At 32.8% G+C, this 19279-nt stretch carries 17 protein-coding genes; all 17 read right to left on the bottom strand.

Going from position 1 to position 19279, the window contains the following annotated elements; all coding sequences use genetic code 11:
- Positions 1–146: 146 nt before the first annotated feature.
- Positions 147–1580, bottom strand: a complete 1434-nt coding sequence (locus EOD40_RS10595) for an MBOAT family O-acyltransferase (RefSeq protein WP_128195330.1) — start codon at positions 1578–1580, stop codon at positions 147–149.
- A gap of 477 nt (positions 1581–2057) precedes the next feature.
- Positions 2058–3824, bottom strand: coding sequence for an asparagine synthase (glutamine-hydrolyzing) (gene asnB / locus EOD40_RS10590; RefSeq protein WP_128195328.1), 1767 nt, complete (start codon positions 3822–3824; stop codon positions 2058–2060).
- Positions 3824–4522 (bottom strand): acylneuraminate cytidylyltransferase family protein, encoded by a 699-nt coding sequence (locus EOD40_RS10585; protein ID WP_128195326.1) that lies wholly within the window; start codon positions 4520–4522, stop codon positions 3824–3826. Before EOD40_RS10585 ends, asnB begins: the two co-directional genes overlap by 1 nt.
- A gap of 1 nt (position 4523) precedes the next feature.
- Positions 4524–5684, bottom strand: coding sequence for a UDP-N-acetylglucosamine 2-epimerase (gene neuC / locus EOD40_RS10580; protein WP_128195325.1), 1161 nt, complete (start codon positions 5682–5684; stop codon positions 4524–4526).
- Complete coding sequence (locus EOD40_RS10575) at positions 5681–6685, bottom strand: N-acetylneuraminate synthase family protein (RefSeq protein ID WP_128195323.1); 1005 nt, start codon at positions 6683–6685, stop codon at positions 5681–5683. Before EOD40_RS10575 ends, neuC begins: the two co-directional genes overlap by 4 nt.
- A 171-nt stretch (positions 6686–6856) precedes the next feature.
- Positions 6857–7915 carry an acyltransferase family protein gene (locus EOD40_RS10570; RefSeq protein ID WP_128195321.1) on the bottom strand — a complete coding sequence of 353 codons (1059 nt, stop codon included), beginning with the start codon at positions 7913–7915 and terminating at the stop codon, positions 6857–6859.
- Entirely contained in the window at positions 7912–9021 is a 1110-nt protein-coding gene (locus EOD40_RS10565; protein ID WP_128195319.1) for a glycosyltransferase family 4 protein, read from the bottom strand. The genes EOD40_RS10570 and EOD40_RS10565 overlap by 4 nt, the downstream gene beginning before the upstream one ends.
- A 37-nt stretch (positions 9022–9058) precedes the next feature.
- Positions 9059–10063: a glycosyltransferase family 2 protein gene (locus EOD40_RS10560; RefSeq protein WP_128195317.1), complete on the bottom strand. Its 1005-nt coding sequence runs from the start codon at positions 10061–10063 to the stop codon at positions 9059–9061.
- Between the two features lie 82 nt (positions 10064–10145).
- Complete coding sequence (locus EOD40_RS10555) at positions 10146–11048, bottom strand: glycosyltransferase family 2 protein (protein ID WP_128195315.1); 903 nt, start codon at positions 11046–11048, stop codon at positions 10146–10148.
- Complete coding sequence (locus tag EOD40_RS10550) at positions 11033–11824, bottom strand: glycosyltransferase family 2 protein (RefSeq protein ID WP_128195313.1); 792 nt, start codon at positions 11822–11824, stop codon at positions 11033–11035. The genes EOD40_RS10555 and EOD40_RS10550 overlap by 16 nt, the downstream gene beginning before the upstream one ends.
- Before the next feature lies 1 nt (position 11825).
- A complete protein-coding gene (locus EOD40_RS10545) occupies positions 11826–12947 on the bottom strand; it encodes a GDP-L-fucose synthase family protein (RefSeq protein WP_128195311.1) in 1122 nt (373 codons plus the stop codon).
- Between the two features lie 4 nt (positions 12948–12951).
- A complete protein-coding gene (gmd, locus tag EOD40_RS10540; protein ID WP_128195309.1) occupies positions 12952–14064 on the bottom strand; it encodes a GDP-mannose 4,6-dehydratase in 1113 nt (370 codons plus the stop codon).
- 28 nt (positions 14065–14092) lie between these two features.
- A complete protein-coding gene (locus tag EOD40_RS10535; protein ID WP_128195307.1) occupies positions 14093–15073 on the bottom strand; it encodes a hypothetical protein in 981 nt (326 codons plus the stop codon).
- Positions 15074–16306, bottom strand: coding sequence for a glycosyltransferase (locus EOD40_RS10530; protein WP_128195305.1), 1233 nt, complete (start codon positions 16304–16306; stop codon positions 15074–15076). It abuts the gene before it with no gap.
- The gene (locus EOD40_RS10525; protein ID WP_128195303.1) at positions 16303–17064 is read right to left on the bottom strand and encodes a glycosyltransferase; all 762 of its coding nucleotides are present in this window, start codon (positions 17062–17064) and stop codon (positions 16303–16305) included. Before EOD40_RS10525 ends, EOD40_RS10530 begins: the two co-directional genes overlap by 4 nt.
- Before the next feature lie 3 nt (positions 17065–17067).
- The gene (locus EOD40_RS10520) at positions 17068–17895 is read right to left on the bottom strand and encodes a glycosyltransferase family 2 protein (protein WP_128195301.1); all 828 of its coding nucleotides are present in this window, start codon (positions 17893–17895) and stop codon (positions 17068–17070) included.
- Positions 17896–18006: 111 nt separating this feature from the next.
- Positions 18007–19275 (bottom strand): glycosyltransferase family protein, encoded by a 1269-nt coding sequence (locus EOD40_RS10515; protein WP_128195299.1) that lies wholly within the window; start codon positions 19273–19275, stop codon positions 18007–18009.
- Positions 19276–19279 lie beyond the last annotated feature (4 nt).

The following is a 19279-nucleotide window of genomic DNA, read 5'->3' as shown; positions in this document are numbered from 1 at the left end:
TCAAGACAGATTTAAGTTGAGACCTCATCTCTCCCCTCGACTACGCTCGGGGTGACAAACGTAATCAAACTATTTGTCTTGTCAGGCTGAATCTTTCGACTATAACTCAATACAGGCTAAAATCGAGGGACAAATACAAACAATAGCTAAAACTGAAAATAAATAAATTCTTTATAATCTGAATACGTACCTAATGCCATTATTGCAGCTAAACAAAAAGCTAGTTTAATACTTTGGTACTTTCCAGAAATTGGTTCCTCTTTAGTACGGTTGTTCCATTCGACAACGACAAACAACAACACCATGATTAACAGCTCGTAATTATACCTTTCATTGGCCAAATATTGTGACGTAAAATGTCCGTTTGTAACAATCTGTTTTAAATACGATACCGCGTCAGCAATGGTTTTAGCCCTAAAAAAAACCCAGGCTAAGCAGCTCAACGCAAATGTAAGCAAGATATTCCCTATTGCCTTTACCGATTCCCAATTCCTATCCAGTACTACGATATCTATATTGTTTCTATTGGATTTTCTTAAAAGTAATGGTAAAAAGTACAAGGCATTAATTCCGCCCCAAGCCACATAAGTCCAATTGGCTCCATGCCAAAAACCACTGACTAAAAAGATAATAAAGGTGTTCCTTATTTTTACCCACAATCCGCCTTTACTACCTCCAAGCGGAATATACAAATAATCGCGAAACCAGGAAGATAAGGAAATATGCCATCGACGCCAAAACTCGGCTATGTCTCTCGAAAAATAAGGATAGTTGAAGTTTCGCAATAAATCTAATCCAAACAATTTTGACATTCCCAAAGCCATATCCGAATAGCCTGAAAAATCACCATAGATTTGGAAAGCAAAATAAACCGCTCCTAAAATCAACGACAAGGAATTCATCGAATGATAATTATCAAAAATAGCATTAGCGTAGGTTGCACAAGTATCGGCAATGACTACTTTTTTAAGCAATCCCCAAATCATTTGATAGATTCCTTCTTTTGCTTTTTCTAAATCAAATTCACGTTTTACTTTTATCTCTGGCAATAAATGCGTGGCTCTTTCGATAGGTCCTGCCACCAAAAGCGGAAAATAACTCACAAACAAAGAATAATCGACAAAGTTGTATTCGGCTTTGATTCTTTTATAATAAATGTCAATTACATAGGACAGACCGTGAAAAGTGTAAAATGAAATTCCCACCGGCAAAACCACATCCAATAGAAAAGGAGAACTTTTTAAACCAAAACCCTGCATCAATTCAGCAAAAGAACTGGCAAAAAAGTTATAGTATTTAAACATTCCCAGAAATCCCAAATTGACTCCAATACTCAGCCAAAACCAAAACTTTCTACCGCTTTCTTTCTGGCTTTTTTCAATTCGAATACCCGTATAATAATCCAGAAAGGTCGAAAAAACCAATAAAAACAGGAATCGCCAATCCCAACAGGAATAGAAATAATAACTGGCAATAATCAATAGCGTATTTTGAGTGGTTTTGTTTTTATTAAACACAAACCAATACAAAACAAACACAATGGGTAAAAAAATCGCAAAAGCGAAGGAATTGAAAAACATATATTTTTGTTGTGAGTTGTCAGTTATGGGTTATCCTTCGATAAGCTCGGGATGGCTGCTCTTGTTGGTATAATAGTCTATCAAACAAATTGCTTTTAGTTAAAAAAATGCCTAAAACTAACGCATCTGATTATTATAGCTGCAAATATAGTTAGATATCTTTAAATTGTTTTGGATAATTGAGCTGCCAAATATTTATTTCCCTAATGTTTTTTACACCTATTCAATCTTCTTTCTTAAACATTTCATATATGTAAAATTTATTTTTTAGCGGTCAAACCTGTCTGCCGACAGGCAGGTATGTTATCGCCTTTTATTGGTCTCAGATTAGGGTTTAAAACCCTGCAATTTATTGCAGTACTTTAGTAATGCGAAAAAATCTAATCTTTGACTTTTAATATTGATAAACAGTTTTCAAAATTGAGAGACTTTCAGTCTCTCATCAAACAAACCTCTGCACTTTCAGTGCAGAGTGGTTTAGTTATTGGTTTTTGCTTGTGCAAACTTGTTGTTAATGGCGATTTCATATAAACTAATACACTGCCAAAGATGAAAACTAGATTGAATGTTGCCCTCGAAATAGCTTTTTAGTTCATTTTCTAAAGAGTCTTTATCAAACCAATTGGAATAAACTGAATTTTCCAATTCTGCAAAACATTGAGCTACCCATTCCTTCAAATCAGTTGCCAGCCATTCCCTTTGTGGTGTTTGCAGTGGTCTTTTAGGTGCAAAAACCAAATTATCTGCCAAATATTCTGAGGCTATTTCGCGTAAGATAAATTTAGAAATCCCTTCTTTTATTTTGAAATCCAAAGGCAGTGAAAATGCAAATTCCACCAAACGATAATCTAAAAAAGGCTCTCTCAATTCAGTTGAAAATGCCATCGAAATCCGATCATTAAATCGCAATGCCCGAGGAATTTTAGTATAAAATAAATCCCGATATTGTTTGTTTAACACCTCATCCTTAAAAGGTTTTGGGTATAAAGGTTTTTCAGCTTTAGCAAAAAAAGTATCTGAAAGCATCTTTGTTTTATACGGAGAATCCTGAACTCCTTGTATGGTTGCCTCATTATTCTGAGTGTAATAATCATATCCTGCCCATTGTTCATCCATTCCTTGTCCGTCTAAAAGAACTAGAACCTTATCTTTTCGGGCATGCTCAAATATTTTGGCATACGCCAAGGTTGGAATCCCTCCAAAAGGCTCATCTTGTTGCCATTGCATTTTTCTGATCAGAGTCGGAATCTCATCGGCTTGAAGAAGAACTTTTACCAAAGGATTATTAGTTTTGGCGATCATTTTTTCAACCCAGGGTAACTCGTCATAATCCGAATTGTTAGTGTAAAAAGTATAGGCGTTGATTGCTGATTGCAGATTACCGATTACCGATTTTTGATTTTTGTCATTCTCTTGTAAATTGACTAAAGCCAACAAAACGGAACTATCCAATCCACCACTGATATTGAATCCTACTGGAACGTCGGCTCGAAAACGTAATTTGATACTGTCTTTTAGCAGCCCAACATACTGTTCTTTGGCTTGTTCGAAAGTGATGTTTTTAGGTTGTTTGGCTACTTCTTCTTCAAAATAATACCATTTTTTTAAAAACAGATTTTTGCCATCATATTCCAAAAAATGTCCTCCCGGTAATTCAACAATGTCTGACCAAAAAGTTTCTTTGGGATTTCCATAAGAACCATAAGCAAAATAAGAAGCCCATACTTTCTCGCTAGGTTTCTTTGTAATTCCAGCAGCGTGCAAAGCTTTTATTTCTGACGAAAAATAAAAAGTATTATGGAATAAACTATAATAAAAAGGTTTAACTCCAAATCGATCTCTGGCTGCAAATAGTTTTTTCTCCTGATTGTCCCAAATGCTAAAGGCAAACATTCCGTTAAGTTTTTCCAAACAGGATTTTCCATAAATTATAAATGCAGCCAATAAAACCTCCGTATCCGATTCCGTTTTGAAATCATATTGGTCTTGCAAAGCCTCCTTTATTTCAATATAATTATAGATTTCTCCATTAAAAACCAAAACATAACGTCCTGAATCATCAATAAAAGGCTGATTCGATTTTGCAGACAAATCAATAATAGCCAATCGATTATGTCCTAAAGCAGCAAATCCTGTGTCAAAATATTTAGCCGTTGCATCAGGTCCCCGATGATGTTGACTGCTAAGCATTTCATCCAGTTGAGACTCTTTATAATCACCAATTATTCCAGCAATACCACACATTATTTCATTTTATTTTGAATCATTTCTTCGGCTTTTTCCCAATCTTGTAATGTGTCAATATTGACATAAAAATCAGGTTCCGATTCAATGAAGGCGGTACTTTTTCCGTACAAGGAATGTTCTTTTAAAAGGACTTTTGTCTTAGTAATATAAATGCTTCCATCTCTATGATAGGTCGTTGGAAGTTCCTGTCTTCGACTAATGATTTCAGTTTCGCCGGTAGCAATCTTTAAATTTCCTCCCTCATTCACTTCAAATGTCCAATGCGGATTGTATTCATGTGGTACTTTTTGAACAGAAACCAAAGAATCAGCATTCTTTTCTATAAATTTCTCAATAGCTTTATCCAAAAGCTCCAATGTTCTAAATGGGCTTGTCACTTGCAAAAGACAAACAGCATCGAAAAAAATATTTTGATTTTCATACCATTTTAAGGCGTGGATAATTACATCAATAGTTGGAGTATTATCTTGTGCCAATGCCATTGGTCTAACAAACGGTACTTTTATCCCCATACTTTTTGCTACTTCTATAATTTGTTCATCCTCGGTAGAGATAATAACTTCCGTCAAATGTTTCGATTGCAAGGCAATTTCAGAAGTATAAGCCAATAATGGTTTTCCATTTAATAACTTAATATTTTTACCCGGAATCCCCTTAGAGCCTCCACGAGCTGGAATTATAGCTAAAATGTTCATCTTAATACATGATAGTTTTGTGAAACTGCAAAGGCAATTCAGCGAGTAATTCTGCTATTTGTAGCCCAGCTTTTCCGTTTCCATAAATGGAAGATGAAATGGTTTTCCCTTTTTGTATGGAAGTGACAATCGCAGCTTCTATTTGTTCTTTCGAATAGTCTACATCGACACTATTTCCCCCACGGTCTCTTCTATTTTGACGCGAACCAATATTGATTACCGGAACTCCCAAGAAAGCACATTCCCGTATCCCTACACTCGAATTCCCTATCAGGCAATCGCTATGTTTCAACAATTGCAGGAAATCTTTTCCTTCCATATTCTTGAAAAAATGAACATTTGGTAACTGATGCTGCTCTCTAAAAGCACGAATTCCAGTTGATGTTCCATCTGCTCCAGCATCTACATTTGGCCAAAACCAAAGAGTAGGTTTGTTTAGTTTATAAATAACCTCAAGTGTAACTTCTATGTGTTTTCGAGAATCCCGGTATTCTGTGGTAACCGGATGTTGCATCACTACTAAATAGCCTTGAGACAAGTCAGGCTTTGCTCCCACACCACCATATTTTTCATACGGATCAAATGCTAGTGTTTTGCTTTCCGTTATCGCTGAAGCTAAATCGATAGAAGGACAACCTGTGTTAAAAACCATTGCCGGATCTTCTCCTAATTTGATGACTCTTTCTTTGGCGTTTTCCGAAGCAACAAAATGATAATCAGATAACTTTGTGATAGCATGACGTACTTTTTCATCAATATTTCCGGTTACTTCTCCTCCTTGTATGTGTGCCAAAGGAATATTCATATAAGAAGCCGCAATAGCCGTTGCCATTGTTTCAAATCGATCGGCAACAGTCACAACAATGTCTGGTTTTAGATTGTCAAAAACAGTCGATAATTCCAAAATACCTATTCCAGTGGTTTTTGCTGCTGCAGTTAAATTCTCGCCTTCCAACACATTAAACACCTTAGCAGCAATGGTAAAACCGTCTTTTTCAATATAATTAACGGCAGAGCCATATCGATCCAACAAAGCAGAGGCAGCAACAACCAGCTGTAACTGCAACCCTGGATGCTTTTGAATAGCGGCTAATACCGTTTTCACCCTACTGTAAGAAGGACGAGCTGTTATTACCACTACAATTTTTCTGACAGTATTCATTCCAGATCTTTTTCATTTAAAAATTCCCATTGCAACATATCCCGGGACAGTTTTTTACCAATTACGCTATTAAACCCTGAAGCCTCTATACCATAAGCTTTAGGTTTTTTTGCTTCCAAATCTTCAAAAGAAAGTATATGTCCCTTTGGTAAATCTTTGTTTACCGCCAATGATTTTTCAAATATACTTTTTAATGTTGAAAATTGCCGATTGTCATCCTTATTTATGGGATTTTGTATCGCAGTTTGAATGAACCTTACATCAGATACCAATTGGCTTACCTCATCAATTGTTAGGGAGGATTTTGAATCCGGACCAAACATTCTTCGGTCAAATACCACATGAAACTCCAATATTTCAGCACCTAAAGCAACGGCGGCAATACTAGTGGCAATTTTGGCAGAGTGATCCGAAAAACCTACTTTTACCTGATAACGTTCTTTCAACTCCTGAATTACATTAAAACCGAATTGCTCAGGTTGTGTAGGATAAGAAGTTGTACATTGTAAAATGGAGAAATCTACCTGACGCTTTTTTAAAAACTGAACTGTTAAATCCAGTTCCTCAAAACTGCTCATACCTGATGAAATGATTACATGCTTTTTAGTTTGTGCAATCTTTTCCAAAAGAAGGAAGTTGTTTACCTCACCGGAACCAACTTTATAATATTTACTCCCTATTTCTTCAAGCCAATCAACAGCCTTATTGCTAAAAGGAGAACAAATAAAATCCAATCCAACCGCATCACAATGGTTTTTAATTTCTCTCCATTGCTCCAATGTAAACTGCATCCTTTTCCAATAGTCATAGCGGGTTTTATCTTCATACGAAAATTTTATCCTGAAAGGTTCAAGAGAACTACTTTCAGCCTCGGCAATGTGCATTTGGAATTTTACTGCCTGAACACCGGTTTCTGCCAGGGCATCTATATAGGAATGTAAAATCCCTAAACTTCCTTCATGGGCCTGGCCTATTTCGGCAATAAGATAAGGTTTATGCATAAGACATAACTTTTAAAAAAATATTTTTATTTGGTTTTCAGAATATTTTAGTAGCAGTCAACTAAAATGAAGTATTTAAATTCAACCGATTATTTTAGATTATTATGATACTTCACAGGCAAGAATTATAACTATATCACCATAATTTTTACTCTTTTATAAAACTGAATTTCATGAAAGGACAACTATTTTTCTTTTAACTTTTATTTTATTCTGCATTGGTTTTTCAATATAAATATAAACTACTGACGAAACTACAAGCAATACAACAAGTCTACTAAAAAAGACAATAGCTGTATCATTAATCTGAAAATACTTATTAACAGTATAAGAACTAATCAAAGAATAAACCGGATGTTGTAAAATATAAATTCCAAAACTAATTTCTCCTAAAAACACAAGCGACTTTTTCTGAAATAGCTTAGTGATATAGCCGTTGTTTAAAGATAAGCAAATTATCAAAGGAACAAAAAGCACAGCGAGCAAGCCATTGTGAAAATTTAGCCCCAATGAAAATTTCAATGCTAAAATCACCAATCCTGCCAATATCAAAATAACAAGATCATAATTGCCTTTTTTCTCCTGTAAATGCTGAATAAAAAAAAGTCCCGCAAGATTTCCTATCAAAAATTCATTAAGATGCATTAACGGATTGTATTTTAAAACATCTTTCGTAATATCTAATTCACTACCTCCGTAAAATACAAATAGTAATTGAAAAAACACCTGACTTATAATCCAAAATAGAACAATAAGGAAAGAATTTTTTTTTAATGATTCCGTTTTGAAGAACTTATTAAACATCAGTGGAAAAATTGCGTAAAATAAGAACTCAACAGACAATGACCACCCTGGCGAATTAACAGATAATTCTTTACCCGGAATCCAGGATTGAATCATTAAAACATTTAAAAACAAACCCGACAAATCTAAATTTTTCGTACGTATTTGCAATACAAACATCACAAATAGTGCTAAAAAATATACCGGATAGATCCTTACAAACCTATTTCTAAAATAATCTTTAGCTACAACAATTGATTTATTTCCATAAGCAATTATCATCACAAAACCAGATAATATAAAAAAATAACTCACTCCAACATCGGCACCTTTAAATATATAAGCAATCCTATCATTATTAAATGGAAAACTTTTCCCTCCATAATGAAAAATAACAATTGAAATTGCAGCTAGGAATCTGGTAAATGTTAGCTGATCTATTTTCATAATTTAATTGTGCTATTTGCTAATCTAAATTTTGCCTTCTCAATAATTTGGTTCATTCCCTCATTCCATTTTTCTTTAGAATACAATGCTTCCGGGACTTCAGGAATTTCATATTTGTCTTCTAAAAAATCATTTATAGCCTTTTCCCATTCGGAAACAAAATGAGGATTTTCAATTAACTTTCCCAGTTTTCCATACTGTAAAACCTCGGGAACACCACCCAATGCAGAGGCAATACAATAATTTCCACAATGCAATGCTTCAATAAGGCTTAAGCCAAATCCCTCCTGACATAATGTTGGAAAAAGATAACAATCTGAAAGCTGATAATACTTTGGAAGATTATCGTTAGGTATTTTACCTAAAAACAACACACCATCCATTTCTTCTCTCGGATCACAGCCTATAACAAGCAATACAATATTATCATATCTGGTATAAACATTTTTCCAAACGTCTAAAATTAAATTTAATCCTTTTTTAGGTCTGTCGTTAGAACACCAAAGAAATACTTTTTTATCATCCAGATTAAGCTGCTTTTTTAATTTGATTTTTTCAAAATCAGCTATTTTTTTAAATTTCTCAGTATCAATACCATTAGGTAGAATTGAAAAATAATTTGGCAATACATTAATCTCTTTTTTGTGTAATGCATAGCTGTCATTAGTCAACAAAATCATCTCATCTATGATTTCATAAAAATCTAATCCCGAAGCTTGCTGAACATAAGGCGGGTATCCATGATAAAAAAACTGAATGTAGCATTTATTTAGAATCCCTTTTGATGAAAGATATTTTTCAAGAGGTTTTATCATTCCGTAATTGTCAATAATTTGAATGATGTATTTTTCATCAGGATTAATTAATTTATCAAGCGCCTGAAAATACTCTAGGTTTTTTCTCTTTAGGAGTTTGCTTCTGAGTTTAGAAATAAATGTAAAATTGACAAAACTATATTTTATTCCATCAAATAATTCTTCTGGTTTTGGACAAACTATATAATCAATTTTATGATCTTTCTTTAAATAATTTTTATACAATGTGGTCCAACTTCCAATTTTAGAATAGGGCAATGGCATTTGTGAAATCAAAACTACTTTTGGCATTTTTTATCTCTATTAGTTTTTTTTTGAAATTAACAGTTTACCCCATCTTATTGGCCTTATAGAATATCTTAAAAAGTTTAATCCATACCCTCTCCCAAAAACAAAACCACCAATAATAAGGCTGGTTAAAATTTTCTTTAGGCAATTGAAATGGCTTTTGATTATTTTGAATCTCTTGTTTGTTTTTCAAATTATCCTGCTGAACATCAAACATCCAATCCTCAACTGCATTCCCCATGTGATAGGCATAATTATTATAAGTGGCCAGACGCAATCCACCCGATCTGTTTATAGGTTCGTCTACATACTTAAACTCAGAATCAAGTCCTACAGGCACAAAACACGGAAAAGTTGGAACCGTTTTAAACAAAATTTCTCTTCTAATAGTTATCACCTGATGCCCGCTACCTACTATTGCTTTGATATCATTTTTTTCAATAACAGGCCACAATTTGTTTTTAGAGACTTCCGGTTTTCTATTTACACTTTGAAGACTTTTATTATTAGCATCAAAATTTTCAGGTATTGGTACCAGTTTAAATTTCACTTTGCGAAAAAAAATACTCTTAAAAACAGAACTTGTCCCATAGTTCAATGAATTTCTGGTAGCAATAGGAGAAACAGAACCTACGTTTTTAATTTTCATAAAAACATTTTCTACATTTTCCTGCCAGGCTGTTTTAAATAACACATCTACATCTGTCATCGTAATCAATGGTTCACGCACTCCTCTGGCAGCCCCAATAATAGCATCAATTTTCCCGATATTTTCATTATGATGAATAACACAATCTATATTTCCGTTCTTAAAATTAGCATCGATAAATTCACTTACTTCTAAACAAGATGCATTATTAACTACTGTTACCGCACATCGATCATTTTTTGTTACAATAATTGACTCTAAACACAATTTAAAAACTTCAAATATATTTTTATAATAGCCCTTGAAATCAGGTATATATACTACCACAATTATGCGATGATTCGTCTTCAATACAATTTTATTATCCTGCTTTTGAGGATTCATTCCTATTCTCATATCTCTTATCAATTATATTATCTCTGAACTTTGTTCTTACTCCTTTTAAAGTAAAAATCATTCCTTTAAAGCATATCTAAATTCAAAGAGATTCCTTTTTAAAAAACAAAACATAAATCAACAACTTTACATTGTTTTTTTTAAACAACCAATAAAAATCCAATAAAAATAATTTTTTACAGGTTTGGAATAAATGCACCTTAACCATTTTAATTTGCATTTTACACAAACTATTCAACAGATAAAAATACTGTTTTTTAGTAATCCTCTCAAAATTCAATTGTTCCAGTAAAACGCTTTTCAAATACAAAGGCAATTGAAGGTATTTTATAGTATTCCCAGAAATATTCTGAGGATGTCTTCTATAAAGTGCCAAAGGTTCATCCATATAAAAGAATTTAGCAACAAAAGAACAGCGTGTCCAATATTCAACATCCTCCCCAGCGGGAGGCATTATTTCATTAAACAAGCCTATTTCATCTATAACTTCTTTTCTAACCATTGGCGTAGGCATCATCAAAGTCCAACTCCCAATCATTCTTAAAGACACATCACCATGTTTTACATCCAAAGAACCAGGCCTTCCTACAATTTCATTAGTTTTTATTCCATTCTCATCTATAACTTCACAACAACTGTGAACCAATCCAAACTCAGAATTGTTATCTAAAATGGCCACTTGTTTTTCTAATTTGGTTGGTAACCACAAATCATCATCATCTACAAAAGCAATATACCTTCCTTTGGCTTCCTTCATCCCAACATTTCTTGGTTTTGCTGGACCTCCGCTATTCTCAATCTTAATATACCTAACTTTTTCAAACATCTGACACAAAAGCAAGTTATCATCATTTGGAGAGCCGTCGTCAACAACGATAATTTCAAAATTCTGAAAGCTTTGATTATTGACACTCTCCAGCGTCAATTTCAGGTAGTCGGTTCGTTTATATGTCGGAATAACAACACTTACTAACGGATTCGACATACTTTTTTCATTTTATTTACAATCCTTTTCATTATCCCCGATACAGTCTCTCTTTTTAGCTGATTGAGTTGCCTTTGTAAAAGGAGCATGTTTTTGTAATCTTCATAATAAACACCATAATTTATCTGAAACATCCTTTCATTTTCAAGCACTTGTTTTTCCGTATGCTGCGGATCATTACTCATCCCCAACAAATCAAAAATAGATAGAGAATAGGGAACATGCTTAAAAACAAATTGATTGCTTAAAAAGCACTTAATATAAAAATCCCTGTCGGAGACTATTTTATATCCTTCGTCATACAAGCCCATTTTATCAAAAATCTCGCGTTTAAATAAAGTACTCTGATGTGGCAGTGAGGTACGAACAAAAAACAAAGGTGTTAATCGATCGGGAAAGACCTTTCCTCCCTCTTCATACTTATAATCCCCGTAAATAATGTCGCCCTGAAAACACTCATGGTTGATAAAATCTTCCAAAGCAGTGCGACCATTTAAAACATCACCACCATTTAAAAAAAGTAGATATTCACCATTAGCTTTGCGAATCCCTTTGTTCATGGCGTTATAAATACCAGTATCACTTTCGCTAACGCAATAATCAATAGACAATCTGTTTTTTTCTATAATACTTAGACTGTCATCTTTCGAGCCTCCGTCAATCACTAAATATTCAAAATCTTTGAAACTTTGGGATATTACAGATTGTATTGTTTTTTCTAAACCTACAGCGTCATTATAATTAATCGTAATTATTGACAAAAATGGATTCTTCATTTTATTTATTTAAATACCATTGATACAATTTGACAATTCCCTCTTCAATCTCAACCTGATGCTTCCATCCCAAAGCGTTCAGTTTGCTTACATCTGTCAATTTACGCATCGTTCCATCAGGTTTTCGGCTATTAAACAAAAAACGTCCTTTGAAACCAATTTTATTTTTAATCAAATTCGCTAAATTCTGTATCGAAATATCACTTCCTGTACCAATATTAATATGGGTATTGCGGATTTCTGTTTCTCTCCCGACTTCGCTTGAGGTAACAACTGCATCGTTATTATAATTAATGCAGTCAGAGAAATTGCGATTTCCCATAAGGAACACACAAGCATCAGCCATATCTTCTGACCAAAGGAACTCCCGCATTGGTTTTCCAGAGCCCCAGATTTCAACATTTACTGAATCTTCTGCTTTCTCAATTCCAAAGGCTTTTAAAACTTCCAAGATAGTTATTTCTGAAGCATTCCCTGAAATCCCACTTATAGGTCTTTGATCCAAATCGAGCCGTATGGTTTCCCAATCGTTATTCTCTAAAGCTTTTCCCAAATGGATTTTTCTGATGAGTGCCGGTAAAACATGTGATTTTTCTAAATCGAAATTATCGTTTGGTCCGTATAAATTAGTAGGCATTACCGACATAAAATTGGTTCCGTACTGCAAATTATAACTCTCACACATTTTTATACCTGCTATTTTAGCAATGGCATAAGGTTCATTAGTATATTCTAAAACTCCAGTTAATAAAGACTCTTCTTTTAGAGGCTGATTTGCATTTTTAGGGTAAATACAGCTACTCCCTAAAAACAATAGTTTTTTTACCTGATGCAAATAACTCTGATGAATCACATTATTTTGAATCATCAGATTTTGGTACATAAAATCGGCTCTATACGAACTATTTGCAACTATTCCTCCCACTTTGGCCGCAGCCAGAAATACGTATTCCGGTTTTTCACTCTCAAAAAAGCCTGCTACTACTGAAGTATCTGTTAAATCCAGCTCTTGATGTGTTCGCAATAAAAGATTAGAATAGCCTTTATTTTGCAAATTTTTCACAATCGCACTTCCAACCAAACCATGGTGCCCAGCTACATAAATTTTAGCAGTCTTTTCCATTCCTTTATTCAAAATAATTATGAGTTGTAAACCCTCCCTCTTTTAAATAACACTCCTTTTGCATCAATTTTATATCACTTTGCATCATTTCAGCCACTAATTCTTTTAAATCGTATTCCAAAACCCAACCTAATTTATTTTTTGCTTTAGACGCATCCCCGATAAGCAAATCAACTTCTGTAGGGCGGAAATATTCAGTATCAACAGCAACAACTTCCTTAGCTATTTCTATTTGAAAACGAATATCATTACAAGATTTCACATAAGCCTTTTCATCCACTCCTTCTCCTGTGAACTCTAATTCAATTCCCACTTCATTAAATGCCATCTTTACAAATTCCCTTACAGCAGTGGTTCCGCCTGTAGCAATTACCCAATCTTCCGGCTCATCTGCCTGAAGAATCATCCACATCATTCGTACATAATCTTTGGCATGTCCCCAATCGCGTTTGGCATCCAAATTACCTATATACAATTTATCCTGAAGTCCCAACGCAATTCTGGCAGCAGCCCGGGTAATTTTGCGTGTTACAAAAGTTTCTCCCCGAATAGGAGATTCGTGATTGAATAATATACCATTACAGGCAAAAATCCCGTAGGCTTCCCTATAATTCACTGTCGTCCAGTAAGCATATAATTTAGCTACACCATAAGGGCTTCTTGGATAAAAAGGAATAGTTTCTGTTTGAGGTACTTGCTGTACTTTCCCATACAATTCAGATGTAGAAGCCTGATACACTCTTGTTTTATTTTCTAATCCAAGAAACCGTACCGCTTCCAAAATACGCAAAGCTCCGACACCATCAGTATTGGCTGTATACTCAGGGATTTCAAAAGACACATGTACATGACTCATAGCAGCCAGATTGTAAATTTCATCAGGCTGAATTTCTTTTATAAGACGAATCAGATTAGTGCTGTCAGTCATATCTCCATAATGCAAAAAGAAATTTCTGTTTTCAACATGAGGATCCTGATACAAATGATCTATTCTGTCAGTATTAAATTGTGACGAACGCCTTTTTAAACCGTGAACAATATACCCTTTTTTTAATAAAAACTCACTTAAATAAGCTCCATCCTGTCCTGTCACTCCTGTTATAAATGCTACTTTCATTTATTTTTAATTACCGATTAAATTCTATTTACCAATAACAACCATTTTCTACTTTATCAAAATTCTTTAGTTTTTCATTCGTATTAGGTCTAATCCAATTTTCATTAAAAAAATTAGACATATCATATTCAAGCTCCCAACGTTTTCCAATAATACCAAATAAAATTTGAGTGGCACCTCCTAAATGAATACTTTTTTTTCCCATTTTTTTAATAAAACTAGCCAATGGAAAACCATAAGCTCCACATCCAATTATAGCTATATCAAATTCAATTGCTTTAATTTCATTTTCCATAAATTCTAAAGCCCGAAACCAATCACTAAAATCAACATTCTCATGATTCCCCGCTAAAGACTGTATAGGCTTATACGTTTTTAGATTAAAATCAGGTAAAATGTTTTTATTTTTAAACAATAAATCCCTTTTAGAATATTGAACTTTTATGCTATCAACAAAAGGATGTATAATTAAAACTGTTTTTCCTTTTAAACTTAAACTCCAAGGATCTTCATGATAATAAGGCTCTAAATCTAATAAATTTACAGTTTTGACATGGGCTAACTCTTTATTGAAATTATTTTCCTTATCCAACCAAGACCCCAAAACATCTACATTTTTAATTTCATTGAGTATTAATTCAGAAAATTTTTCAAGATTTTCATTATTTGCTGGAAAAAAACCAGCATTATTCTGCATTTTACAAATCAAATCTTCTTGCCAATCAACCGAATCAATATCTCCTTTAATATATTTTATATATTTATTTAACGTTGAAGTTTTAATTATTTTATAGAAATCTAAACAATCTAACTCTACACTTCCAAATCTGGCAATCATACAAGGACTATCCGATTCGATATATTTCTTTATCAAATCTGAAGAATCCTGAGACATATATTGAGGTAGCTGTTGATTTAAAAAAAATCTTCTTTTTCTACCAATTATTTTCCCATAGACTCTCCTTAAAAACTGAAGTACTTTTATTACCACCCATTGATTGTATTTCATCTATCCAGAAATTGATTTATAAATTCTCATATAAGAACGTGCTTGATTTTCATAACTAAATTTTTCTTCTGCATACTTTCTGATGACTGACCTACTATAATCATTCCTTGTATCATAAAACTTTGCTATAGCATTTGCCAAAGACTGGGCTATCATTTCATCTGCCAAAATTCCTGTAAGGTTTTCAATTGTATGTTCTGCAATTCCTCCAGTATTAAATCCAATAATTGGAGTTCCACAAGCAAAAGCTTCCAACATCACATTTGGTAAATTATCTTCTCTACTTGGTAAGACAAAAACATCAGCCATACTATAACATTCAGCCATTTCAGAAGAAGAACTTATTTCCCCTAAAGATATCAATTTTACCGTATCAATAACAGGAATATCCCCTTTACCAATAGTCAAAACCGTTATCTCTATATCTTTCAGCTTCAACAATGCGTTCCTGAGTAAATCAAAACCTTTTCTGTAACTTTTAATACTATCGGCAGCGAAAAGAATAACAAATTCATTACCCCCAATATTTTTCTCTTTCCTTAGGGCTAATTTATCTTTTTGATTAAAGATTTCTAAATTGATGGAATTGGGAATGCATCTTCCTCCCCAATTAAAAAAAAACTCACTTTTTCGGGCTTCGTTCAGTAGCCATTGGGAAGGAGAAACTATTGTTCCATTTTTGACAGACTGAATTGCACTTTTTTTAATCTGCTTCATTTCTTTATCAAACTGACCTGCAATCTGATTATTTCTATCCTGGTCATTCATATAATGAAAAATCCCCTGAAAGGGATTCATATCGTGTAATGTCCAGACAATCGGTTTTGTAAAGTTTTTAAAAAAACTTGGAAAATCAATAAAATCTCCAACCCAATGCAGATTAATAATATCAGCTTCTTTAACCAAGGGATGTTCATGGAGTTTATAATTACCAAAAGGCAGGCTTACTATTTCGCATTCCAACATTTCTTCAATCTTTTGTAATCGAAAAATTACTTTTTGACACTGACTAGAAAAAAATAAACCCATCACTTTTAAATAAACCTTCTTTAACAGAGATGGCTTTCGATAAGTAAAAAAAGAATCATTTATTATTTGATTATTAAACCCAATAGTCAAATTAGAGCTTAAAAACCCCGATTGCACACCGTTTTCACATAATGCATCATGCAGCCTTTTTGCAGCAATACCTGCTCCTCCTTTTGCGGATTTCGTTATGTGCAAAACCTTCATAAGTATTGCTTTTTACTTACTATAATATGATATATTTTTCTGGAAAACTCCCTTGAATATCGCTTAAAGTAAGGAAATGAATAATTATAAAAAATATAATCAACTATGACTTCCTTTAAATTCTTAAGTAACAGCAACAGTCCCGCTTTATCTGATTTCCCCCAGGAATGATCCCATAAATGTACCGCATAGCTTTCAGGTTGAATAAAACCAGTATAATTCTCTAACCGATTTTCATACGGTAAAGGATAAAAATAAATGGAATCTAAATTTTTTTCGCCTTCAGCCAAAGTCTCTTTATTGATTAGGGGACTAAAAGTATGAGTGATGATAGGAGGAGAAAAAACATTGAATTCGGTCTGATTGTAAAAATCTATCATTTGCTTTAAAAAACGATGTTTGGCAACAGAACCGAATAGACCAAAAGCAACTCTACCCTGCACTTCTTCACCTATAAAAAATTTATATTGCAATAAAAAATCAATTGGCTTTAATAAAAGCATATCGGTATCTAAATAAACTCCTCCCTCTTCATACAATACTTTAGCACGAATATAATCGGCAACAAAAGCATATTTTTTTTTTCGCAAAGCATTCTTGTAAAAGGAGTTTTCAAATTGCTTCGTGTTCCTTTCATTCCATTCTTTAATTTCAAAATCTGGACAAAATGCCTTCCAAGAAGCTAAACAATCATGAAAAACTTGTGATTTATGATTATTTCCGAACCAACAGTAATGAATTATTTTAGGTATGCTCATACTTTAATTGATTATATCTTCCAATTTCTTTTTTGAAAACAAAAGAATATATATTCTAAAAATAACAGACATTGTCTTTTTTCCAAATGTTGTTTTTTCTATTTCTGACAACATTTTAAATCGGTTCATTTTTAGTTTTCTTAATTCAATATAATCTTTGTAAAAAATTGAGAACTCCGATTTCAAAACACTTTCTCTTTCTTTTCTTCTAAGAAAAGTACCTTCTGCTGTAGAACTTATACCGTCAAAATAAAATACCGTAAGTACTTCATGAACACTTTTATAAGAACATCCAGAAGCAACTGCATGAATAAAGAACTTCCAATCGGCTACTATCTTAAGGTTTTCATCATATAATCCAATCTTATCAAACAGACTACGTTTTATAAATACAGATTGATGCGCAAATGTCTCCTCAAAAAGAAAAGAAAACAACAATTCATCAGGATGTTTATGGATAAAATCATGACCTAGTCCCAACATATGAATATCAAAAGCAATCAAATCTCTTTCTCTAATATGATGCTGAATTTTATACAAGATATCAGAATCATAGAAATGGTCTCCACTATTCAAAAACAACAAATAATCTCCAGTTGCCATTTGAATCCCTTTATTCAATGCGTTATAAATACCATTATCTTTTTCGCTAACCCATTTATCAATAGATGACTCATGTTTTTTTATTACTGAAACACTATCATCAGTAGAATCGCCATCAACAACTATATATTCCATATCAGAATAGCGTTGTGATATAACGCTTTCAACCGTTCTTTGAAGACCGGATGCATTATTATAATTGATGGTAATTATTGATAACTTAAGCATTTATTTTTTTATAATAGTTTTTAAGTATACTTTTCTATTCGATATATAATTCTTCGTTTCATAAACAAACCTAGGAGGGTTTATTTTTTCCAATCTGCTAACTAAGCAACATCAAATTAACTCATTTAAAGCATCTAAATAGATATCAATATTCAACTTTTTTTCAAATGCCATTCTCGCATTGTTACTGTAATATTGATAATTTGAATTAATTCTCTCTATTGCCAAAGGAATTTCAATTGGACTATTAACTATTACACCCAAGTCGTATTCGGCAACTATTTTTTCTAAACCTTCTAATCTTGAAGCTATTATTGGCAAACCATATTTTATGTACTGGTATAATTTACCCGAAGCAGCGCCAATTGAACTAAAATTCTCATCTCCATTATCCGTATCATATATAACTAAACCTATTTGAGCCGAATTAAAGATAGTATGCAACTCTGAAAACAATACCGGATCTAATGATAAACAAAGATTATCTTTACCTACAATTCTAACTTTTTCTATATATAATTGACGGATTGTATCATTTTGAATTCTATTGTGAAAAATGATTTTTGTTTTATTTTTAAAATTATAGTTCCCTATAACTTGTGCAATTTCATGGCTACATACCTCATCGCAAATCATGCCTGCTGATAAGACTATGATAGTTTCAGGATCTAAATTAAACTTTTTATAGAAAAAATCACTTTTTTGTATTTTTTCATTTTCTGAATTCATTCTAGCTGAATTCGGTAATAATAAAAAATTATCTCCTACTACATGATTAATTCTTTTATAAATCGACCATCTAAAGTTGTCTTGTATAAGAGTAAGCAAAACCTTTTCCTTCAGATAATATCTTTCATTTTTCTTAATCACTTTATTCAACCATTCTTTATCACTCTTTAATTCATACAATAACTCCAAGGAAAGATTTATTATTTTTCCCGATCTCATTTTACTTTTTTTATGTGCAAAAAGCCCCAGAGTATCTACACAAAATATAAAATCAAGATATTTTTCTTGTCTCTTCCTTATTTGTTTTGAATAGTTTAAAATATCTAAATATGATTTTAATTGTTCTGAATTAAATAAAATTTGATTAAATCTGTCTACCGAAATCCAATGACTGTTTTTAATTTTTCTAAGAATCCTTATAACAGTATCGATAATTTTTTTTTTCAAAAAATCACCTTTTGATGAAATCCTATAAACCGTGACCCTCTCTTTATGGAAAGTTTCAATTATTGATAAATCAAATTCGTCATCATCCCTCAGATAAACAAAAACATGATGATCTTTCTCTGAAAAATATTCAATCAGTGATATTAATGTCGGTGCAATTCCTAACCATCCATCCCAAAATATTAATCCAATTTTTTTTGACATTAAT

The sequence above is a fragment of the Flavobacterium sufflavum genome (assembly GCF_004016525.1).
In the GTDB taxonomy this organism is placed as follows: Bacteria; Bacteroidota; Bacteroidia; order Flavobacteriales; family Flavobacteriaceae; genus Flavobacterium; species Flavobacterium sufflavum.
This window is presented reverse-complemented; position numbering and strand designations above follow the sequence as displayed.

What these genes read in the sequence shown, in the direction of transcription:
- EOD40_RS10595 (WP_128195330.1), bottom strand. Translation starts at nt 1,580, where the DNA reads ATGTTTTTCAATTCCTTCGCTTTTGCGATTTTTTTACCCATTGTGTTT.
- asnB (WP_128195328.1), bottom strand. Translation starts at nt 3,824, where the DNA reads ATGTGTGGTATTGCTGGAATAATTGGTGATTATAAAGAGTCTCAACTG.
- EOD40_RS10585 (WP_128195326.1), bottom strand. Translation starts at nt 4,522, where the DNA reads ATGAACATTTTAGCTATAATTCCAGCTCGTGGAGGCTCTAAGGGGATT.
- neuC (WP_128195325.1), bottom strand. Translation starts at nt 5,684, where the DNA reads ATGAATACTGTCAGAAAAATTGTAGTGGTAATAACAGCTCGTCCTTCT.
- EOD40_RS10575 (WP_128195323.1), bottom strand. Translation starts at nt 6,685, where the DNA reads ATGCATAAACCTTATCTTATTGCCGAAATAGGCCAGGCCCATGAAGGA.
- EOD40_RS10570 (WP_128195321.1), bottom strand. Translation starts at nt 7,915, where the DNA reads ATGAAAATAGATCAGCTAACATTTACCAGATTCCTAGCTGCAATTTCA.
- EOD40_RS10565 (WP_128195319.1), bottom strand. Translation starts at nt 9,021, where the DNA reads ATGCCAAAAGTAGTTTTGATTTCACAAATGCCATTGCCCTATTCTAAA.
- EOD40_RS10560 (WP_128195317.1), bottom strand. Translation starts at nt 10,063, where the DNA reads ATGAGAATAGGAATGAATCCTCAAAAGCAGGATAATAAAATTGTATTG.
- EOD40_RS10555 (WP_128195315.1), bottom strand. Translation starts at nt 11,048, where the DNA reads ATGTCGAATCCGTTAGTAAGTGTTGTTATTCCGACATATAAACGAACC.
- EOD40_RS10550 (WP_128195313.1), bottom strand. Translation starts at nt 11,824, where the DNA reads ATGAAGAATCCATTTTTGTCAATAATTACGATTAATTATAATGACGCT.
- EOD40_RS10545 (WP_128195311.1), bottom strand. Translation starts at nt 12,947, where the DNA reads ATGGAAAAGACTGCTAAAATTTATGTAGCTGGGCACCATGGTTTGGTT.
- gmd (WP_128195309.1), bottom strand. Translation starts at nt 14,064, where the DNA reads ATGAAAGTAGCATTTATAACAGGAGTGACAGGACAGGATGGAGCTTAT.
- EOD40_RS10535 (WP_128195307.1), bottom strand. Translation starts at nt 15,073, where the DNA reads ATGAAATACAATCAATGGGTGGTAATAAAAGTACTTCAGTTTTTAAGG.
- EOD40_RS10530 (WP_128195305.1), bottom strand. Translation starts at nt 16,306, where the DNA reads ATGAAGGTTTTGCACATAACGAAATCCGCAAAAGGAGGAGCAGGTATT.
- EOD40_RS10525 (WP_128195303.1), bottom strand. Translation starts at nt 17,064, where the DNA reads ATGAGCATACCTAAAATAATTCATTACTGTTGGTTCGGAAATAATCAT.
- EOD40_RS10520 (WP_128195301.1), bottom strand. Translation starts at nt 17,895, where the DNA reads ATGCTTAAGTTATCAATAATTACCATCAATTATAATAATGCATCCGGT.
- EOD40_RS10515 (WP_128195299.1), bottom strand. Translation starts at nt 19,275, where the DNA reads ATGTCAAAAAAAATTGGATTAATATTTTGGGATGGATGGTTAGGAATT.